The organism is Thermococcus aegaeus, from assembly GCF_055393685.1.
Window position 1 is genome coordinate 1,807,875 of the sequence record NZ_AP042464.1, and the last position, 12,821, is coordinate 1,820,695.

Sequence of the window (12,821 nt, forward strand, 5' to 3'; positions counted from 1 at the left end):
AGACTATTTTAAAAGATAAAGTTCTCGAAAATGTGGAAATCGAACTTTTCCCAAACCTTTATATATTATTAACACCTACAAGTTCTAAGCAGTTGTTGTAATTTGAACTATTTTAAATCGATATGTTTAACTTAACACTCATTGGGAGATGATATTGTATGGAAAAAATGCACATTAATATTGAGAAGGAGATTCTTCAGCTTCTTAAGGAAAAAGAAGAGCTGACAGTTTCGTTCCTAACCCGCTTTCTCAATGAGAGGGGCGTGGAATGTACCAGACAAAAAGTCGAAAGAACTTTAAGGAAGCTTTCACAAGCAGGAAAAGTTGAATTTTTCTATAGAAACGGAAACCACAGAAGACACTATCGACTGGTGAGGTAATGCGAACCATTCCAGGAGAGGTCAGGGCAAAAGATGAAAATGACACAATGAGCCCTTCCTCAATGATCCTGGGGAACGATAGGAGAATGCTCCTCCTGAAGTTCCTCCAGAACAATAATGGGAAGGCCGAGTTAAGGGAAATTGTGAACTTCATAGCTGAAAATGAAGGACAAAACAATAGAAAACACAGAAAGAGCGTCTATGTGAGTCTGCTCCAGACCCACCTTCCGAAAATGGAAAGAGCGGGGATAATAAAATTCGAACACAACACGGTAACTCTGGTTAAGGTTCCCGAAGATGTAGATGTTTACATGGAAGTGGTTTCAAAGCATGATATAAGTTGGAGCACCTTTTACTCAGGTGTTTCTGTCCTCTTTGCTCTCCTTGGTGTCTGGCTTGACAACATACCACTTGTGATAATCTCGACAATATATTTTGCTCTGTCAATTATTCAGCACTTCAAGACTTATAGAGTTATCAGGAGGTCAGTGACTAGTAAAGTACATGGAGTTTATAAAGTAATGACAGATTACCCGATGGTAAGTCGGAATTAACTATATACTCTAAGAGGTAAGAAAGCAGTGAGTGCCTCATGTCAATGAGGCACCCTTCGAAAAATTTGGAGGCGAAAGATTTGAAAAAAGTTTTAGCACTTGGAATGTTAGGCCTGTTAGTGGCCTTTGCAATGGCCCTCGGCACTAGTGCAACGTTCAGGGATTACAGATCCCAGAGAAGTGTCCACGTAGATGTTGTTGCAGATGACGTTGAGCTCATCGACCTACATCCAGGACAACCATACGCATACATAAATGAGAGGGGTATGCTAGTAATAGACTTTTCAATGGACAACCCCAACTGGCCAGGATGGAGAGACGAAAACTGGACAGGAGGCCTTGGTTTAAGCCCACAGTCAAGATACAACTTTGACCACGTTTTCTACGTAAGCAACCACCTCTGGGAGCAGTTCCCTATAGTGGTTAGGATTATCTCATCAGATCCAAACACATTCTCGTTCTATGACCCAACAGAGAATATGTGGGTAACAAATGGATATGGCCAGCCCTATAACTCAGACACTGCAGCTGGAGATGTATGTTTCATTCTGCAACCTGGAGAAGAGCTTGGAGTTGGAATGGAGCTAGCTACTGGCGGACTGCCTTTGGGTGACTTCTACGGAAACATAACCATCATGGCATGGCCATTAGGAGAAGAACCTATTCAGTGTGGGGTGATAATATGAAGAAGATACTAGGAATCTTCATGCTAATCGCAGGAATTGTCATTGCAGTAACAGCGAGCAGTGCAACCTTTGCGTACTTTGAAGCAGATAGAGAAGTCCACATAGCTATCGTCCCAGATGACGTTGAGCTCATAGACTTGGTGCCACTGCAACCTTACGCATACATAAATGATAACGGAATGCTTGTTATTGACTTAAGCACGGCTAACCCCCATTATTGGGAACTGGTAAGTGAAAACATCACAGTAGGTCAGGGTGTAAGTCCAGACTCAATATATGTTTTCGAACACGTCTTTGGCGTTAGCAACCACCTCTGGGAAGAGGTTCCTATTTGTATGCACATTGAATACAGTGGTGATGGTGCGATTAGCTTCTTTGTAGGAGAATACACAGGACAAGAAGGAGTTGACGAGTTAGACATAACCATCCTTCCGGGAGAAACAGTTGAGATCGGCATGATAATCGACAGCGAAGGCCTAGACGATGGCGATGCATTAAGTGGAACATTGAACTTCGATGCAGTACTTGGGGAATGTGAGGACTGATTTGATTAACCTTTTCCATCTTGGGGCCTTTGCCCCGTTTATCTAAATTTTAGGGGGAGAGAAAAGTGAGAAAACTCATCAAATTTACTGTTCTGCCGATCATGTTAGTCATAATGTTTTTTGCTTGGGGAGTTTTTGTTGTAAAGCCGATTCCAGTTGTTCTGGCTGTTGATGGTAATGTTTCGGTCCCTATAGAGAATCCCCTTCCACCTTACGCTTATCTAAGTCAGGGGTACTTGAAGATTGACATCAGCAATCAAAGTCCTCTCTATCCAGGCTATGGAGAGGGACTTTCACCCGATACCATCTACGTTTTCAATGACGTTTTTGAGATATACAACAACGAAAGCGAAACAGGAGAAAGCGTGATATGTGTGAGTATAAGCTCGCCAACTTCAGTTATCGGCCTCTTTGTGAGCCCTTACACCGGAATCTGGAGTCAAAACATAGAGTTTGAGGTTCCTGCAAACCAGAGCGTCCAGGTGGGGATGAGATTTAACACCACCGGCTTGCCCTTGGGTGATTACAACCAAAACATTACAATACAGGCTTTTGGAGGTCCTTGTGAATGAGGAAGCTCATTGAATATTTTCTGATTCTCACGGTTTCCGTGATTGTTGTGGGGTCTATCGTGGGAGCTCTTCTTGATAGGCCCGTATTCATGTCTTATGTTTCCTCCGATAGCATGACCCCTACACTGAATAGGGGAGATTTGTTCTTCATAAGTCCCTTTTCGAGAAACGCTGATATTGGTGATATAATCGTATTTAACTTAAGAGGCAGTTGGACCGTCCATAGAGTTGTGGCAATTGTTGAGGAAGGTTATATTACCAAAGGTGACAACAACGTTGCCACAGATCAGCAGGATGGGAGAGCAAGCCCAATTTCAAAAGATAAAATAGCGGGAAAAGTTGTTATTATCGGTAGTTCTCCCCTCAAAATCCCACAGTTAGGCACGTACATCCAAAAGGGAATCTCTGGAAGAAATAAAATGTTGCTTGCGGCTTTAATGATAATAGTGGGAGCTTTAGCCTTCACAGGAGAAGCTCCAAAGCACAAAAGAAAAAGAGCAAAGTTCATTAAAGTTAAGTTTAAAACGCTTTACATTCTAACCTCTGCCTTTCTCTTAGTAATGCTCTCAGCCTCAATTTTCGTTTCATGGCAGGTGTTTCCAATTGAATATGCAGTTACTTCAGCTGGGGGTCAAAGAGAAGGGTGGGTTTTACCCGGTTCCACATTTGAAAGAAACATCACAATCAAAAATGGGAACTTCTATCCAATGGTCTACTACCTTGAGCCCCAGACTGGAGGAATTTCAAGTTTATCGGAGACTCACTTTGAATTAGGGCCCCAAGAAGAAGAGACAGTTAAAGTTACAATAAAAGCGCCCGAGGAAACTTCTCTGTTCACGGATAGGATTAGAGTAAACGCCTACATCCCGCTGCTGCCTGAATCGCTTATAGATTCGTTATACAGAATAAATCCAGTTTTGCCAGTTTTTACAGTCCTCTTTGAGACTGCAGTATTTCTTGGCCTTCTCTACTTTATCTCGGGCATCGGAAATGAAGATGTGTTGAAAATCAGAAATAGAAGATCCAGCTTATTAAGGCAAATCAAAATGGAGGTGTTTGGGAGATGAGAAAACTTATCCCGGTTGTACTTTTGTTGCTTCTATCCTCATTGATAGTCATTGGTTCAAGTGGAACTTTTGTGTACTTTAATGCCGAAAGAGAGATAAAAGTTGCAGTTGTTCCCCACGATAAAGAGTATTTGAGCTTTATGTGCTACGATGGCTACGCAGCAACGGTAATAGTTGATCAGAACAGCGAACTTACTTTTGATGCACTAACTGTTGGCAACTACTTAAACGAACTCGAAACGGTTGATATCTGGCTAGATCCGGACTATTCCAATCTTCCAAGTGGAGCGGAGATGTGGATAGAAAGTGAAGATGGTATAGCAAGACCAATTGCTTCCCAAGAATACTATACCTTCTGGGGGAACATCAGCGTTGGAAATGCAGACCCAGGAACTTATGAAGTTCCCATAACTCTCTACGCTACTTGGGATGGGGGAGATGCAGTGATCGAGACATGTCCGATAAAGGTTATAATCCTAAGCGGGCCGGAGATTAGAAAGATCCTTTTGAGCGGCAACACAACTAACATCCCATTGAAAACATACCAAGAATGGGTGTTCCAGATAAACGTAACTAACGGCGGAACTCCCCAGAATCTGACAATTACGGACATTATCCCTGGAGAATTTGATGTAAACTTGAGTAAAACAAGTGCGAGCAAGGGAACTTACAACTTCACCAGACATGGGAAGTCAGATCACTTAGAATGGAACGTTGAGCTAGGTTCCGGAGAAAGCGCTCACATGAACATTACAATCTTCACGAGATGGGTTGAGACTGGACAAGGTGGAAAATGGGAGTTCACGACTTGCGGTAATTACTCCTTAAACGAAGGTGCAGAGATAGTTGGCTATGGAATAGTAAGCAATAATATTACAGTAGAAGCGAACGTTGATTGTGAAGACGATGAGGAGAATGGAAACTCTCATGGGAGAGGTTGATATATTGGGAGGAAATTTAGATGGATAAAGATAATATAAAAGAAAAACTAAAAAGATTGGTAACTAGAAGGGAAGTTCTTGCAGTGTCGCTTGTTCTCTTTTTGTTTTTTGGATTTTATTCAATAAAACTTATGGGGGCTACTTCTGTCGTGACTACACAGCACACGATTGGCAAATATACTCAAGAAGGAGAGCTCATTCACGTAGCTTTGTTAAAGAACAACACGCTTTATGGAGAAACACTCAGGAGAGAGGAATACCCTATTCCCCTTGTGAAAAGCTTTATGATCACATATAGCTATCGCTTTACTCCAATGACTTCAATAAAGGGAACTTACAACACCCAAGGAATAGTTCAGTATACAGTAAACAGAGGTACCGAAGAGGTCGTTCTGTGGGAAGAAAAGCTCTTTGAAAAATCGGGAGAGCTAAAGGATGGTAAATTTACTTTGCAGTACGAACTCAATTTAACCAAACTCTCAAACAGGACAAATGAAATATTAGAGCAACTCGGCTTGAAGAGGTTAAACCGGAGGATAATGTTTGTTACGAGGGTTAATGTTGAAGGGAATGTTTATGGAAGGCAAATAACCGAAAGCTTTGAGCACAGCTCATCTCTAGTTAAGGATTCAGGCTCTGGTCTTTATTATTTCACCAATGAGAAAGAAAGCATACAGAAAACGGTAGTTGAGAAAGGAGCGGAGAAAACGGTAGTAAAGATTGCTGGTTTGCCTTTCTACGCAGATACTGCAAAGAAAGTGGCCCCAATACTGGCCCTACTGTTCTTAACTCCCCTGTTGGGAGGAGTTTACACGATAAGAGCCCAGAGACCTAAAAATGAATTTAAAGATCTATCCCCTTACATAACGGAAGGGGCTCCAATTCATGTGGAGAAAAGAGTGATTCTGGCCACAAAAGAAGATCTAAAGAAGACCTTTGATCTCTTGGACAAACCAATTCTTCACTACAAGGATGGCGAAGAAGACGTTTATACGATAATCGACGGTAATATAGCGTACGAGTACAGGCACAAAAAGAACAAAAACAACTGACTTTTTTTCTTTTTAAAAATTTGAAAAGATCAAAGAATAGCGGCACTTACGCCGAGAAGCAGTGCTAAGACAAACACGACCAGTATTTCAATGACTATGGTCATTAGCCATGCTATTGTAGCTTTTATCCAGTCTGTATTAAACACTGTTTTTATCACCCAGATGTAAGCTATGATACCTAAAATCCATCCTATGAGGGGTATCCAGCCTATGAGCAGGGCTAGGATTCCACCGCCAACAACAGCTATCATGGACTTTCCGAGGCTCACGTTTTCTATCCCAGCAAACTTTGCTCCAAGCATCAGGAAAAATCCTGCAATTATCAGGGCTATTAAGATTACTAGCACTGCCATGAACCCCATAGCGGCCATAAGCCCGGGAACAAACGGTGGTCCCATCGGCATCCAAATCACCTCGGGAAAATTATTAATTCTACTTTTTATTAAACTTTCCATTTTTGAAGGAGAAAAAGCTTTAAGGGAGCAAAAGAAAGCCTTCTAGGGATGTGAGATGGAATCAGTTGGGAGATTTATATGGGAGTATTTCATAAGGCCTATGTATACGAGAGAAGGCTACAACCCGTACAACACCTTTGTTTATGCTGTCATTCTGGGGCTAGCGATTATCTATACGTACAGATGGATAATAAAGCCTCTCAAGATAAAAGTTGATGAAAAATTATTCTATGCCGTTACCCCAATGGTTGTGTTTGGAGCAACCGTCAGAGCGCTTGTCGATGGAGGAGTCTTGAAGCCTCATCCCCTCATTTTAACTCCGGGAATATTTTTCACGGCATTCTTATTGATTTTACCAGCGATTTTTGCGGATTCAAAGCTAAAAACGTATCCAAAAATAACGGTAGGGTGGGGGGTAGTTCTAACTTTATATGCAAACTACCTATTGATCACAAATGTCAAAAGCTGGAAGCCGTATGAACTGACTGTGCTATACACGACGCTGTTCCTCTTGCCGGTTTTGATTTATTACAAACTTAGACCCTTTGAGAAGCTCTATCTGTTCCCAGTTTTTGCCCACATCTTTGACATAGGCTCCACAGTCGTGGCTATTCACTATTATGGTTATAGGGAAGTCCACTGGATTGAGAATATTCTCGTTCAGAAGTTTGGAGCGTTTGTATACTACCCATGGATAATCTTTATCCTTATAGCAGTTTATTACGGTCTGAAATACCTTGTGCCAGACGAAGAAGAGAGGCGGTTTTGGTATTTGGCAGTTTACATACTTGGATTGGGACCAGCGATAAGAGATCCAGCCCAAATGATTTTGCAAATTGGTTAATCTTTTCTTAGCTTTCTTCCTTCTTCTAGTTCCCTTCTCAACGTTCTTGCTTCGAACTCTGCATCTTTTGCTCTAAACACCTTGGCTATCCTTTCAATGGCCTCTAGCTTTCGTATTATGCCATCGAGCCATGTGAAAACATCTCCAGGATAGACCACAAGGGAATACTGCCTTCTGAAATAATCTGCGATCTGCGTTGGATGTTTTCCTTGTCTTCTGAGCTCGATTATCATGGACGAAATCTTTTCCATTGCATATTCTGTACACTCTTCTTCCTCGCACATAAAGAAGTCCTGGTAAATTAAAAATAGCTTGTCCTGTACGTTTGGACTAACCTCTGGCAGAACTTTTTCGAGTTCCTCCAAAACAGAGGCAAAGCTCGGGGAAAAGATGTTGCTGCTCAGTCTTCCTCTCACAGCACTTTCAAGCTCTCTCTGGAGCGTTCTGGTTAGATAAACATTCTCAAATGGCAACAGCTTAATCGCCACTTCTCTCGGGTGTCTTTTGAAGAGGTTCTCCCTTATAAATTGAGCTTCCTTTGGAAGGAGAAAGCTCATGCTCACGGCCCTTCCATACGGGGTAACGTTTACAATTTTGCCCCTCAGTTTTACGAAGTCGAACTCTTCAAGCTTTTCAAGGACTTTCTCGGCATTCTGATTTGCTCCGAGGCAGAGTGTTTGCACCTCTTCGATATCGTCAAGGTAGGAGAAGGCACAAGAATGAGCTAAAACTTGATCTTGCTCCATCTCATCGCTCCATTCCACGTAAACAGGCTCAATTGATGCCGTTAGAAGCTTAAACGCTACTTCATCTTCACTTCCTTCCATTTGAGCAGAATACTTTCTACCGGGCTCCACTATGAGATAAACCTTGCCCTTTTCGTGGTAAAGAGGTCTTCCGGCTCTTCCAAGCATCTGGTGGAACTCTCTAACGGTCAGCCACTTGTTGCCCATTGCGAGACTTTCGAAGATGACCTGAGAGGCCGGAAAATCAACTCCCGCTCCAAGGGCAGCGGTTGTCACAACAACGTCGAGCATCTGGGCTTGAAACTCCATTTCTGTGAGTTTCCTTTGATGGTAGGGCAAACCGCTGTGATAGGGCTTTGCCTTCAGACCTCTGCTCGTTAAAAATGCTGCAAGCTCATGACATCTCTTTCTTGAGAATGTGAACACTATGCTCTGTCCCTTAAACCCCTGAGGAGATTTTCTCATTGTTTCAGCTTTGCACAGTTGAGCCACATAGCGCCACTTTTCGCTTTCATTTCTCGCTATTATCACGTGCCTCTCAAGTGCAACTGGTCTCTCATCGTAAAGGACGAGCTTCAGCCCAAGCTCCTTCGCAAGCTCTTGGGGATTTCCAATTGTTGCGCTCAATCCTATGAACTGAGCATTCGGGTAGAGCTTTCTGAGTCTTGCAATGAGTCCATCAAGCCGGGCACCCCGCTCCTCATCATCAAGCATGTGTATTTCATCTATGACAATTGTCCCCACGTTTCCAATTTTTCTCCCTGCTCTTAATAAGTAGTCAATTCCCTCGTAGGTTCCAACGATTATATCTGCATCTATGCCTGTATCAACAACAACGAGCTCATCTTTGGTCTTTATTCTGCTCATCCCAACTCTTATGGCAACTCTGAGCCCCAATTTGGAGTATCTTCGCTTAAAGTCCTCGTACTTTTGATTTGCCAGAGCCACAAGGGGAACTAGAAAGAGAAATTTTTTACCATTGAGTGCTCTAGGAATACCAGCAAGCTCTCCAATGAGGGTTTTTCCACTCGCCGTTGCAGAAACTACCAGTAAATTCTCCCCCTCAAGAAGGCCGTTTTGCAGAGCTAAAACTTGGACAGGTAGAAGCTTTTCCACTCCTTCCCCTTTTAGAACATCCTTAAACTCTTTGGGAATGCTTACTTCCTCTATAGACATCTCTCTGACCTTAATACGCTTTGGTTTTAATTCATCCCACTTCGTAACGTCTGGATTTTTTGTTGGATCGAATCGAGGATCAAAGACAGCCAGAACCTTATCTAGGTCTTTAAATCTTTCAAGAAGCTTTTTTGCCTGATCAAGCATTCCAAGACTTCTAAATCTATATCGAAGCTCGTTTTTAAGTTCTTCCTCGGCACAGTTCTCACAGATAAATTCACGGTGATATCTTATCTTATTTCCCTCTGTTAGCACAGTTATCTTTCCATTTAAAAGACAGAGTCTGCACAGCTCTGCTTTTTCAACTCTCTTGTTTTGGAGTCTCCCTTTAAAATATTCTTCCCATTCTGCGGCATCGGAAGTCAAGACAATTCTCGCAGTTTTCAGCATTTTCTCAATCTCTTTTGGATTTTGGTATTTGCTTCCCTCTAAGACCTTGAAAAGCCTGTTCTCTCTCATTATCAGTCTGAAAATTCTCTCCGCCTTTAAATTCTGAATCTGAGAAAGCTTTTCGGGTTCATTTTCAATGTAAAATGCCTCAAGCTCACTGTTCTTTCTTCCCCTCCTGATAACCAAGAGCATCTCTCTCATCTCCTTTGAGAGCCTCTGAAAACCTGAACTCCATTGTCTTTTATGACATCGAGGATTATGGTGACTCTCCATCGTCGGAGGTTTTTGCGCAGGTATCTTTGAGAAAGAAGTCTTAAAAAGCTTTTCAGCTCGTCCATGTTCCTGAAGTTTGCCCTTATCATAACCTGAAACTCTCCGGTCTTTTTATAAATGCCCAAGACGTTTTCAAGCTTTCCTATCTCTTGCAAAACCATTTCAGCTCGGGAATCATCGGCAAGGAGTTCGAGTTCTATTAAAGCCTGCAAATACTCCTCAAGAAAAGCAGGCTCCACAAGAGCTGAGTAGCCTTTTATTGCCCCAAGCCGTTCAAGTTTGTCTACTCTGTTTTTTATGCTTGCCACAGATAACCCGAGCTTCTTACTAAGATCTGTAAATGTAATCCTACCGTTCTTTCTAAGCTCCACTAGAATTTTTTTGTCGATTTCGTCTATGTCCACCATATCAATCAAAAAATATTGAAAAGGAGCTATTTAAGTTTTCGCTACTCTATCGTGTGTACCTGGGGCAGGGTTGAAAGCTTTATTGGTGCCCCAAATGCCCTATCTCCAGCGTCTCCAAGGCCTGGAAGTATATATCCCTTGTCGTTGAGCTCTCTATCTATCTTTGTTACAAATATCTCAACCTCTGGGAATTTTTCCTTTATCCGGGTTATTCCTTCAGGAGCTGCGAGAACCCCCAACACAATTATCCTCTTTGGAGTTCCGTACTTCTTGACCTCCTCTATTACCTTTAGCAGAGTTGAACCAGTGGCTATCATTGGATCGGCTATGATTACCGTGTCCTCAGGCGTTATCTGAGGGATTTTGATGTAGTTCATCTCTATCTCAAACTTTGGGGCTTTTCCCCTTGATGCTGATACTATACCTATCCTTGCATGCTCAAAGACCTTTACAAGACCTTCCATAAGAGGAACTGCCGCTCTAAGAACCGTTACTATGACCACGTTTCTCCTGTCCTTTACTATTATTCCTTCGGTTTCTTCCAAAGGTGTCTCAACTTTTACTTTCTCTGTTTCCATTGTCTTGATTATCTCATAACCCATAAACCTTCCAAGCTTTACAAGCCCTTTTCTGAAAGCTATGGAATCTGTTTCTTTGTCTCTGAGCTCTGTTAATACTTCCATAAGATAGGGAGAGTCATCAAAGGAGTAAACACCTTTCCATCTTTTGTCTTCTATCATCTCAATCACCTCAACAGTTGATCAAGCAAAATGGCCGTTAAAGCTCCCACAGCCATTCCTGATTCTAAAATGCTCCCCACGATTTTTGGAAAGTGTTCTAGGAATTCAGGCGGCAATTGGGGAGCTCCAAGTCCAACAATCAGGGCACTTGCAATTATGAGCATGTTTCTATCGTTTAGCTCCACCTTCTCCTTTATTAATCTAAGCCCGGTGACACTTATCATACCATAGAGCGCTATTGTAAGACCTCCAAGTACGGGCTGAGGAAGAGAGGCCAAAACACCGGAAAACTTTGGGATCATCGCTAAGAGGATCAGTATAATTCCTCCCATCTGCACTACTTGCCTGCTTGCAACCTTAGTTAAGGCGACCAATCCTATGTTCTCGGAATAGCTCGTTGTTCCACAAGCTCCAAGAACTCCAGCAATGGAACAAGCAAGTCCTTCGCTCATTATTCCCCTGTTGATGTTCGTGTTTGTTATTGGTGCTTCAGCTATGGCGGAGATTGCGTGATAATCTCCAACGCTTTCTATTATGCTCACGATAAATGCGAACAGCAGGGTTATTATAGCCGATGCTTCGAAAGTTGGAGTGCCCCATGGCAGCGGTTTTGGAGCATTTACTAGCGGCAGTTCTCTAACCAAACTGAAATCTGCCATTCCAAGAGGAATACTGACTATGTATCCCACCACTGCGCCCACTATTACAGGCATTGCCCTCAACGATCCCTTTCCTTTAAGTGCAACGTAAACTGTCGTTGAGAATGTTACAAGTGCGATAAAGAAAGCCTTCGCTATTGTTGAACCGCTTGGATCGGCAAAGAAGTTAAAGGTATACTTGACCGCCACGTGGGCTAGAGAGAATCCTATGAGCATTATTGTAACTCCGGTAACTACGGGAGAAAAGAGCCTCTTAACCTTCCCAACAATTCCGAATGCACCTATCGCTGCTTCGATTAATCCCCCTACTATTAAAGCCCCTTCCACTGCTGCCAACCCGAGCCCCTTTCCTATACTGATAAGCCCTGGAATAAAGGCGAAACTAGAACCTTGAACGATTGGATATCTAGACCCTATCGTGGTTTGAAGGAGAGTTGCTATTCCCATTGCCAAGAGAACTACTTGGATTAGGAGTGCTATCTCCCTCTGCTCAAGCCCAATTGCCGTTCCTACTACAAGAGGCACTGTAACCGTTGCTCCAAACATTGCAAGAACGTGCTGAAAGCCTAAAAGAACAGCCTGCTTTGATTCAACTTTTTCTTCTATTCCAACTTTAATTCCGTTTGCCATTAAAGCCCGCTCGAGATATGTTGGGAGGGATTTAAAAAATTTTCGGGTTCAATGCTATCTTCGTGTTAATGATGAAATGAAAATAATAAAAGTTCGACATCAAAATGAAAAATCACTCGCCCCTTTCTTCAGGAGGTATGTTCCCTTCTTTTACTGGAATTAGGCATAGGAATTCTAGGGTTTCTGAATCGGGATTTTCATATCCATGTGGTTCATTTGGAGGGATATACAAGAAGCTACCGGGTATAACTTTCACAGTTTTCCTTCCGTTTGTTATGTAGCCTTCTCCTTTTACAATGAATATTTCATGTTCCCAATCATGCTGGTGGATTGGTATTTTTCCTCCTTTCCTAATAACAAAATATCTCATCGCAAAGTTTTTAGCCCCTATCTTTGGGGAGATGAGCCACCTTATTGTTGCATTTTCGACTCCCTCCATTGTAACTTCTTTTTCTTCTACGTCTTTGTAGTGTCCAACGAACATTTTTATCACCATAAAATGTTAGGAGAGAGGATTAATAAGTTTATCTGACCACCCATATTGTCCAGACCATAAATAGATAGGCAAGTATGCTCATCAGCACATGTATCTTTATCCATAGCTGCTTCTTTTTGGAAAGAAGTATGAAAGCACCGCTGAGCATTGAGAGATTCATAAGTCCAAAGGTTATGTATCCAAGGGTGTAGTGGTCTAAAACTACCAT

General features: G+C 42.3%; 16 protein-coding genes. 9 read left to right on the top strand and 7 right to left on the bottom strand.

Annotated features, from left to right (window positions below):
• Positions 1–158 precede the first annotated feature (158 nt).
• The 8 genes from ACZ5NL_RS09940 (at position 159) to ACZ5NL_RS09975 (ending at position 5,797) form a co-directional block, all read left to right on the top strand.
• Positions 159–380 (top strand): hypothetical protein, encoded by a 222-nt coding sequence (locus tag ACZ5NL_RS09940; RefSeq protein ID WP_464842148.1) that lies wholly within the window; start codon positions 159–161, stop codon positions 378–380.
• Positions 380–934, top strand: a complete 555-nt coding sequence (locus ACZ5NL_RS09945) for a DUF7344 domain-containing protein (protein WP_464842149.1) — start codon at positions 380–382, stop codon at positions 932–934. The genes ACZ5NL_RS09940 and ACZ5NL_RS09945 overlap by 1 nt, the downstream gene beginning before the upstream one ends.
• Positions 935–1,053: 119 nt before the next feature.
• On the top strand, positions 1,054–1,620 hold the full coding sequence (locus ACZ5NL_RS09950; protein ID WP_464842150.1) for a DUF1102 domain-containing protein: 567 nt from the start codon (positions 1,054–1,056) through the stop codon (positions 1,618–1,620).
• A complete protein-coding gene (locus ACZ5NL_RS09955) occupies positions 1,617–2,165 on the top strand; it encodes a DUF1102 domain-containing protein (RefSeq protein ID WP_464842152.1) in 549 nt (182 codons plus the stop codon). Before ACZ5NL_RS09950 ends, ACZ5NL_RS09955 begins: the two co-directional genes overlap by 4 nt.
• Before the next feature lie 65 nt (positions 2,166–2,230).
• The gene (locus ACZ5NL_RS09960) at positions 2,231–2,737 is read left to right on the top strand and encodes a DUF1102 domain-containing protein (protein ID WP_464842153.1); all 507 of its coding nucleotides are present in this window, start codon (positions 2,231–2,233) and stop codon (positions 2,735–2,737) included.
• Positions 2,734–3,804, top strand: coding sequence for a signal peptidase I (locus ACZ5NL_RS09965; RefSeq protein ID WP_464842154.1), 1,071 nt, complete (start codon positions 2,734–2,736; stop codon positions 3,802–3,804). Before ACZ5NL_RS09960 ends, ACZ5NL_RS09965 begins: the two co-directional genes overlap by 4 nt.
• The gene (locus ACZ5NL_RS09970) at positions 3,801–4,745 is read left to right on the top strand and encodes a hypothetical protein (RefSeq protein WP_464842155.1); all 945 of its coding nucleotides are present in this window, start codon (positions 3,801–3,803) and stop codon (positions 4,743–4,745) included. The genes ACZ5NL_RS09965 and ACZ5NL_RS09970 overlap by 4 nt, the downstream gene beginning before the upstream one ends.
• Positions 4,746–4,765: 20 nt before the next feature.
• Complete coding sequence (locus tag ACZ5NL_RS09975) at positions 4,766–5,797, top strand: DUF5305 family protein (protein WP_464842156.1); 1,032 nt, start codon at positions 4,766–4,768, stop codon at positions 5,795–5,797.
• 29 nt (positions 5,798–5,826) lie between these two features.
• On the opposite strand, the gene ACZ5NL_RS09980 is transcribed toward ACZ5NL_RS09975, so the two are convergent.
• Positions 5,827–6,201, bottom strand: a complete 375-nt coding sequence (locus ACZ5NL_RS09980; protein WP_464842157.1) for a hypothetical protein — start codon at positions 6,199–6,201, stop codon at positions 5,827–5,829.
• Between the two features lie 106 nt (positions 6,202–6,307).
• On the opposite strand from ACZ5NL_RS09980, the gene ACZ5NL_RS09985 reads away from it, so the two are divergent.
• Positions 6,308–7,096, top strand: coding sequence for a DUF63 family protein (locus ACZ5NL_RS09985; RefSeq protein ID WP_464842158.1), 789 nt, complete (start codon positions 6,308–6,310; stop codon positions 7,094–7,096).
• Here the strand turns inward: ACZ5NL_RS09985 and ACZ5NL_RS09990 are convergent.
• The 6 genes from ACZ5NL_RS09990 to ACZ5NL_RS10015 all read right to left on the bottom strand — a co-directional run bounded on the left by ACZ5NL_RS09990 (position 7,093) and on the right by ACZ5NL_RS10015 (position 12,821).
• Complete coding sequence (locus ACZ5NL_RS09990) at positions 7,093–9,600, bottom strand: DUF5814 domain-containing protein (RefSeq protein WP_464843474.1); 2,508 nt, start codon at positions 9,598–9,600, stop codon at positions 7,093–7,095. The genes ACZ5NL_RS09985 and ACZ5NL_RS09990 overlap by 4 nt on opposite strands.
• Before the next feature lie 5 nt (positions 9,601–9,605).
• Positions 9,606–10,088 carry an Lrp/AsnC family transcriptional regulator gene (locus ACZ5NL_RS09995; protein ID WP_464842159.1) on the bottom strand — a complete coding sequence of 161 codons (483 nt, stop codon included), beginning with the start codon at positions 10,086–10,088 and terminating at the stop codon, positions 9,606–9,608.
• A gap of 41 nt (positions 10,089–10,129) precedes the next feature.
• Complete coding sequence (gene upp / locus ACZ5NL_RS10000; RefSeq protein WP_464842160.1) at positions 10,130–10,828, bottom strand: uracil phosphoribosyltransferase; 699 nt, start codon at positions 10,826–10,828, stop codon at positions 10,130–10,132.
• 5 nt (positions 10,829–10,833) lie between these two features.
• The gene (locus ACZ5NL_RS10005) at positions 10,834–12,117 is read right to left on the bottom strand and encodes a uracil-xanthine permease family protein (RefSeq protein ID WP_464842162.1); all 1,284 of its coding nucleotides are present in this window, start codon (positions 12,115–12,117) and stop codon (positions 10,834–10,836) included.
• 112 nt (positions 12,118–12,229) lie between these two features.
• Entirely contained in the window at positions 12,230–12,601 is a 372-nt protein-coding gene (locus ACZ5NL_RS10010) for a cupin domain-containing protein (protein ID WP_464843475.1), read from the bottom strand.
• Between the two features lie 40 nt (positions 12,602–12,641).
• On the bottom strand, positions 12,642–12,821 hold the full coding sequence (locus ACZ5NL_RS10015) for a hypothetical protein (protein WP_464842164.1): 180 nt from the start codon (positions 12,819–12,821) through the stop codon (positions 12,642–12,644).

What these genes read in the sequence shown, in the direction of transcription:
- ACZ5NL_RS09955 (WP_464842152.1), top strand. Translation starts at nt 1,617, where the DNA reads ATGAAGAAGATACTAGGAATCTTCATGCTAATCGCAGGAATTGTCATT.
- ACZ5NL_RS09990 (WP_464843474.1), bottom strand. Translation starts at nt 9,600, where the DNA reads ATGCTCTTGGTTATCAGGAGGGGAAGAAAGAACAGTGAGCTTGAGGCA.
- ACZ5NL_RS09985 (WP_464842158.1), top strand. Translation starts at nt 6,308, where the DNA reads ATGGAATCAGTTGGGAGATTTATATGGGAGTATTTCATAAGGCCTATG.
- ACZ5NL_RS09940 (WP_464842148.1), top strand. Translation starts at nt 159, where the DNA reads ATGGAAAAAATGCACATTAATATTGAGAAGGAGATTCTTCAGCTTCTT.
- ACZ5NL_RS10015 (WP_464842164.1), bottom strand. Translation starts at nt 12,821, where the DNA reads ATGGTAGTTTTAGACCACTACACCCTTGGATACATAACCTTTGGACTT.
- ACZ5NL_RS09980 (WP_464842157.1), bottom strand. Translation starts at nt 6,201, where the DNA reads ATGCCGATGGGACCACCGTTTGTTCCCGGGCTTATGGCCGCTATGGGG.
- upp (WP_464842160.1), bottom strand. Translation starts at nt 10,828, where the DNA reads ATGATAGAAGACAAAAGATGGAAAGGTGTTTACTCCTTTGATGACTCT.
- ACZ5NL_RS10010 (WP_464843475.1), bottom strand. Translation starts at nt 12,601, where the DNA reads ATGTTCGTTGGACACTACAAAGACGTAGAAGAAAAAGAAGTTACAATG.
- ACZ5NL_RS09945 (WP_464842149.1), top strand. Translation starts at nt 380, where the DNA reads ATGCGAACCATTCCAGGAGAGGTCAGGGCAAAAGATGAAAATGACACA.
- ACZ5NL_RS09995 (WP_464842159.1), bottom strand. Translation starts at nt 10,088, where the DNA reads ATGGTGGACATAGACGAAATCGACAAAAAAATTCTAGTGGAGCTTAGA.
- ACZ5NL_RS09975 (WP_464842156.1), top strand. Translation starts at nt 4,766, where the DNA reads ATGGATAAAGATAATATAAAAGAAAAACTAAAAAGATTGGTAACTAGA.
- ACZ5NL_RS09970 (WP_464842155.1), top strand. Translation starts at nt 3,801, where the DNA reads ATGAGAAAACTTATCCCGGTTGTACTTTTGTTGCTTCTATCCTCATTG.
- ACZ5NL_RS09965 (WP_464842154.1), top strand. Translation starts at nt 2,734, where the DNA reads ATGAGGAAGCTCATTGAATATTTTCTGATTCTCACGGTTTCCGTGATT.
- ACZ5NL_RS10005 (WP_464842162.1), bottom strand. Translation starts at nt 12,117, where the DNA reads ATGGCAAACGGAATTAAAGTTGGAATAGAAGAAAAAGTTGAATCAAAG.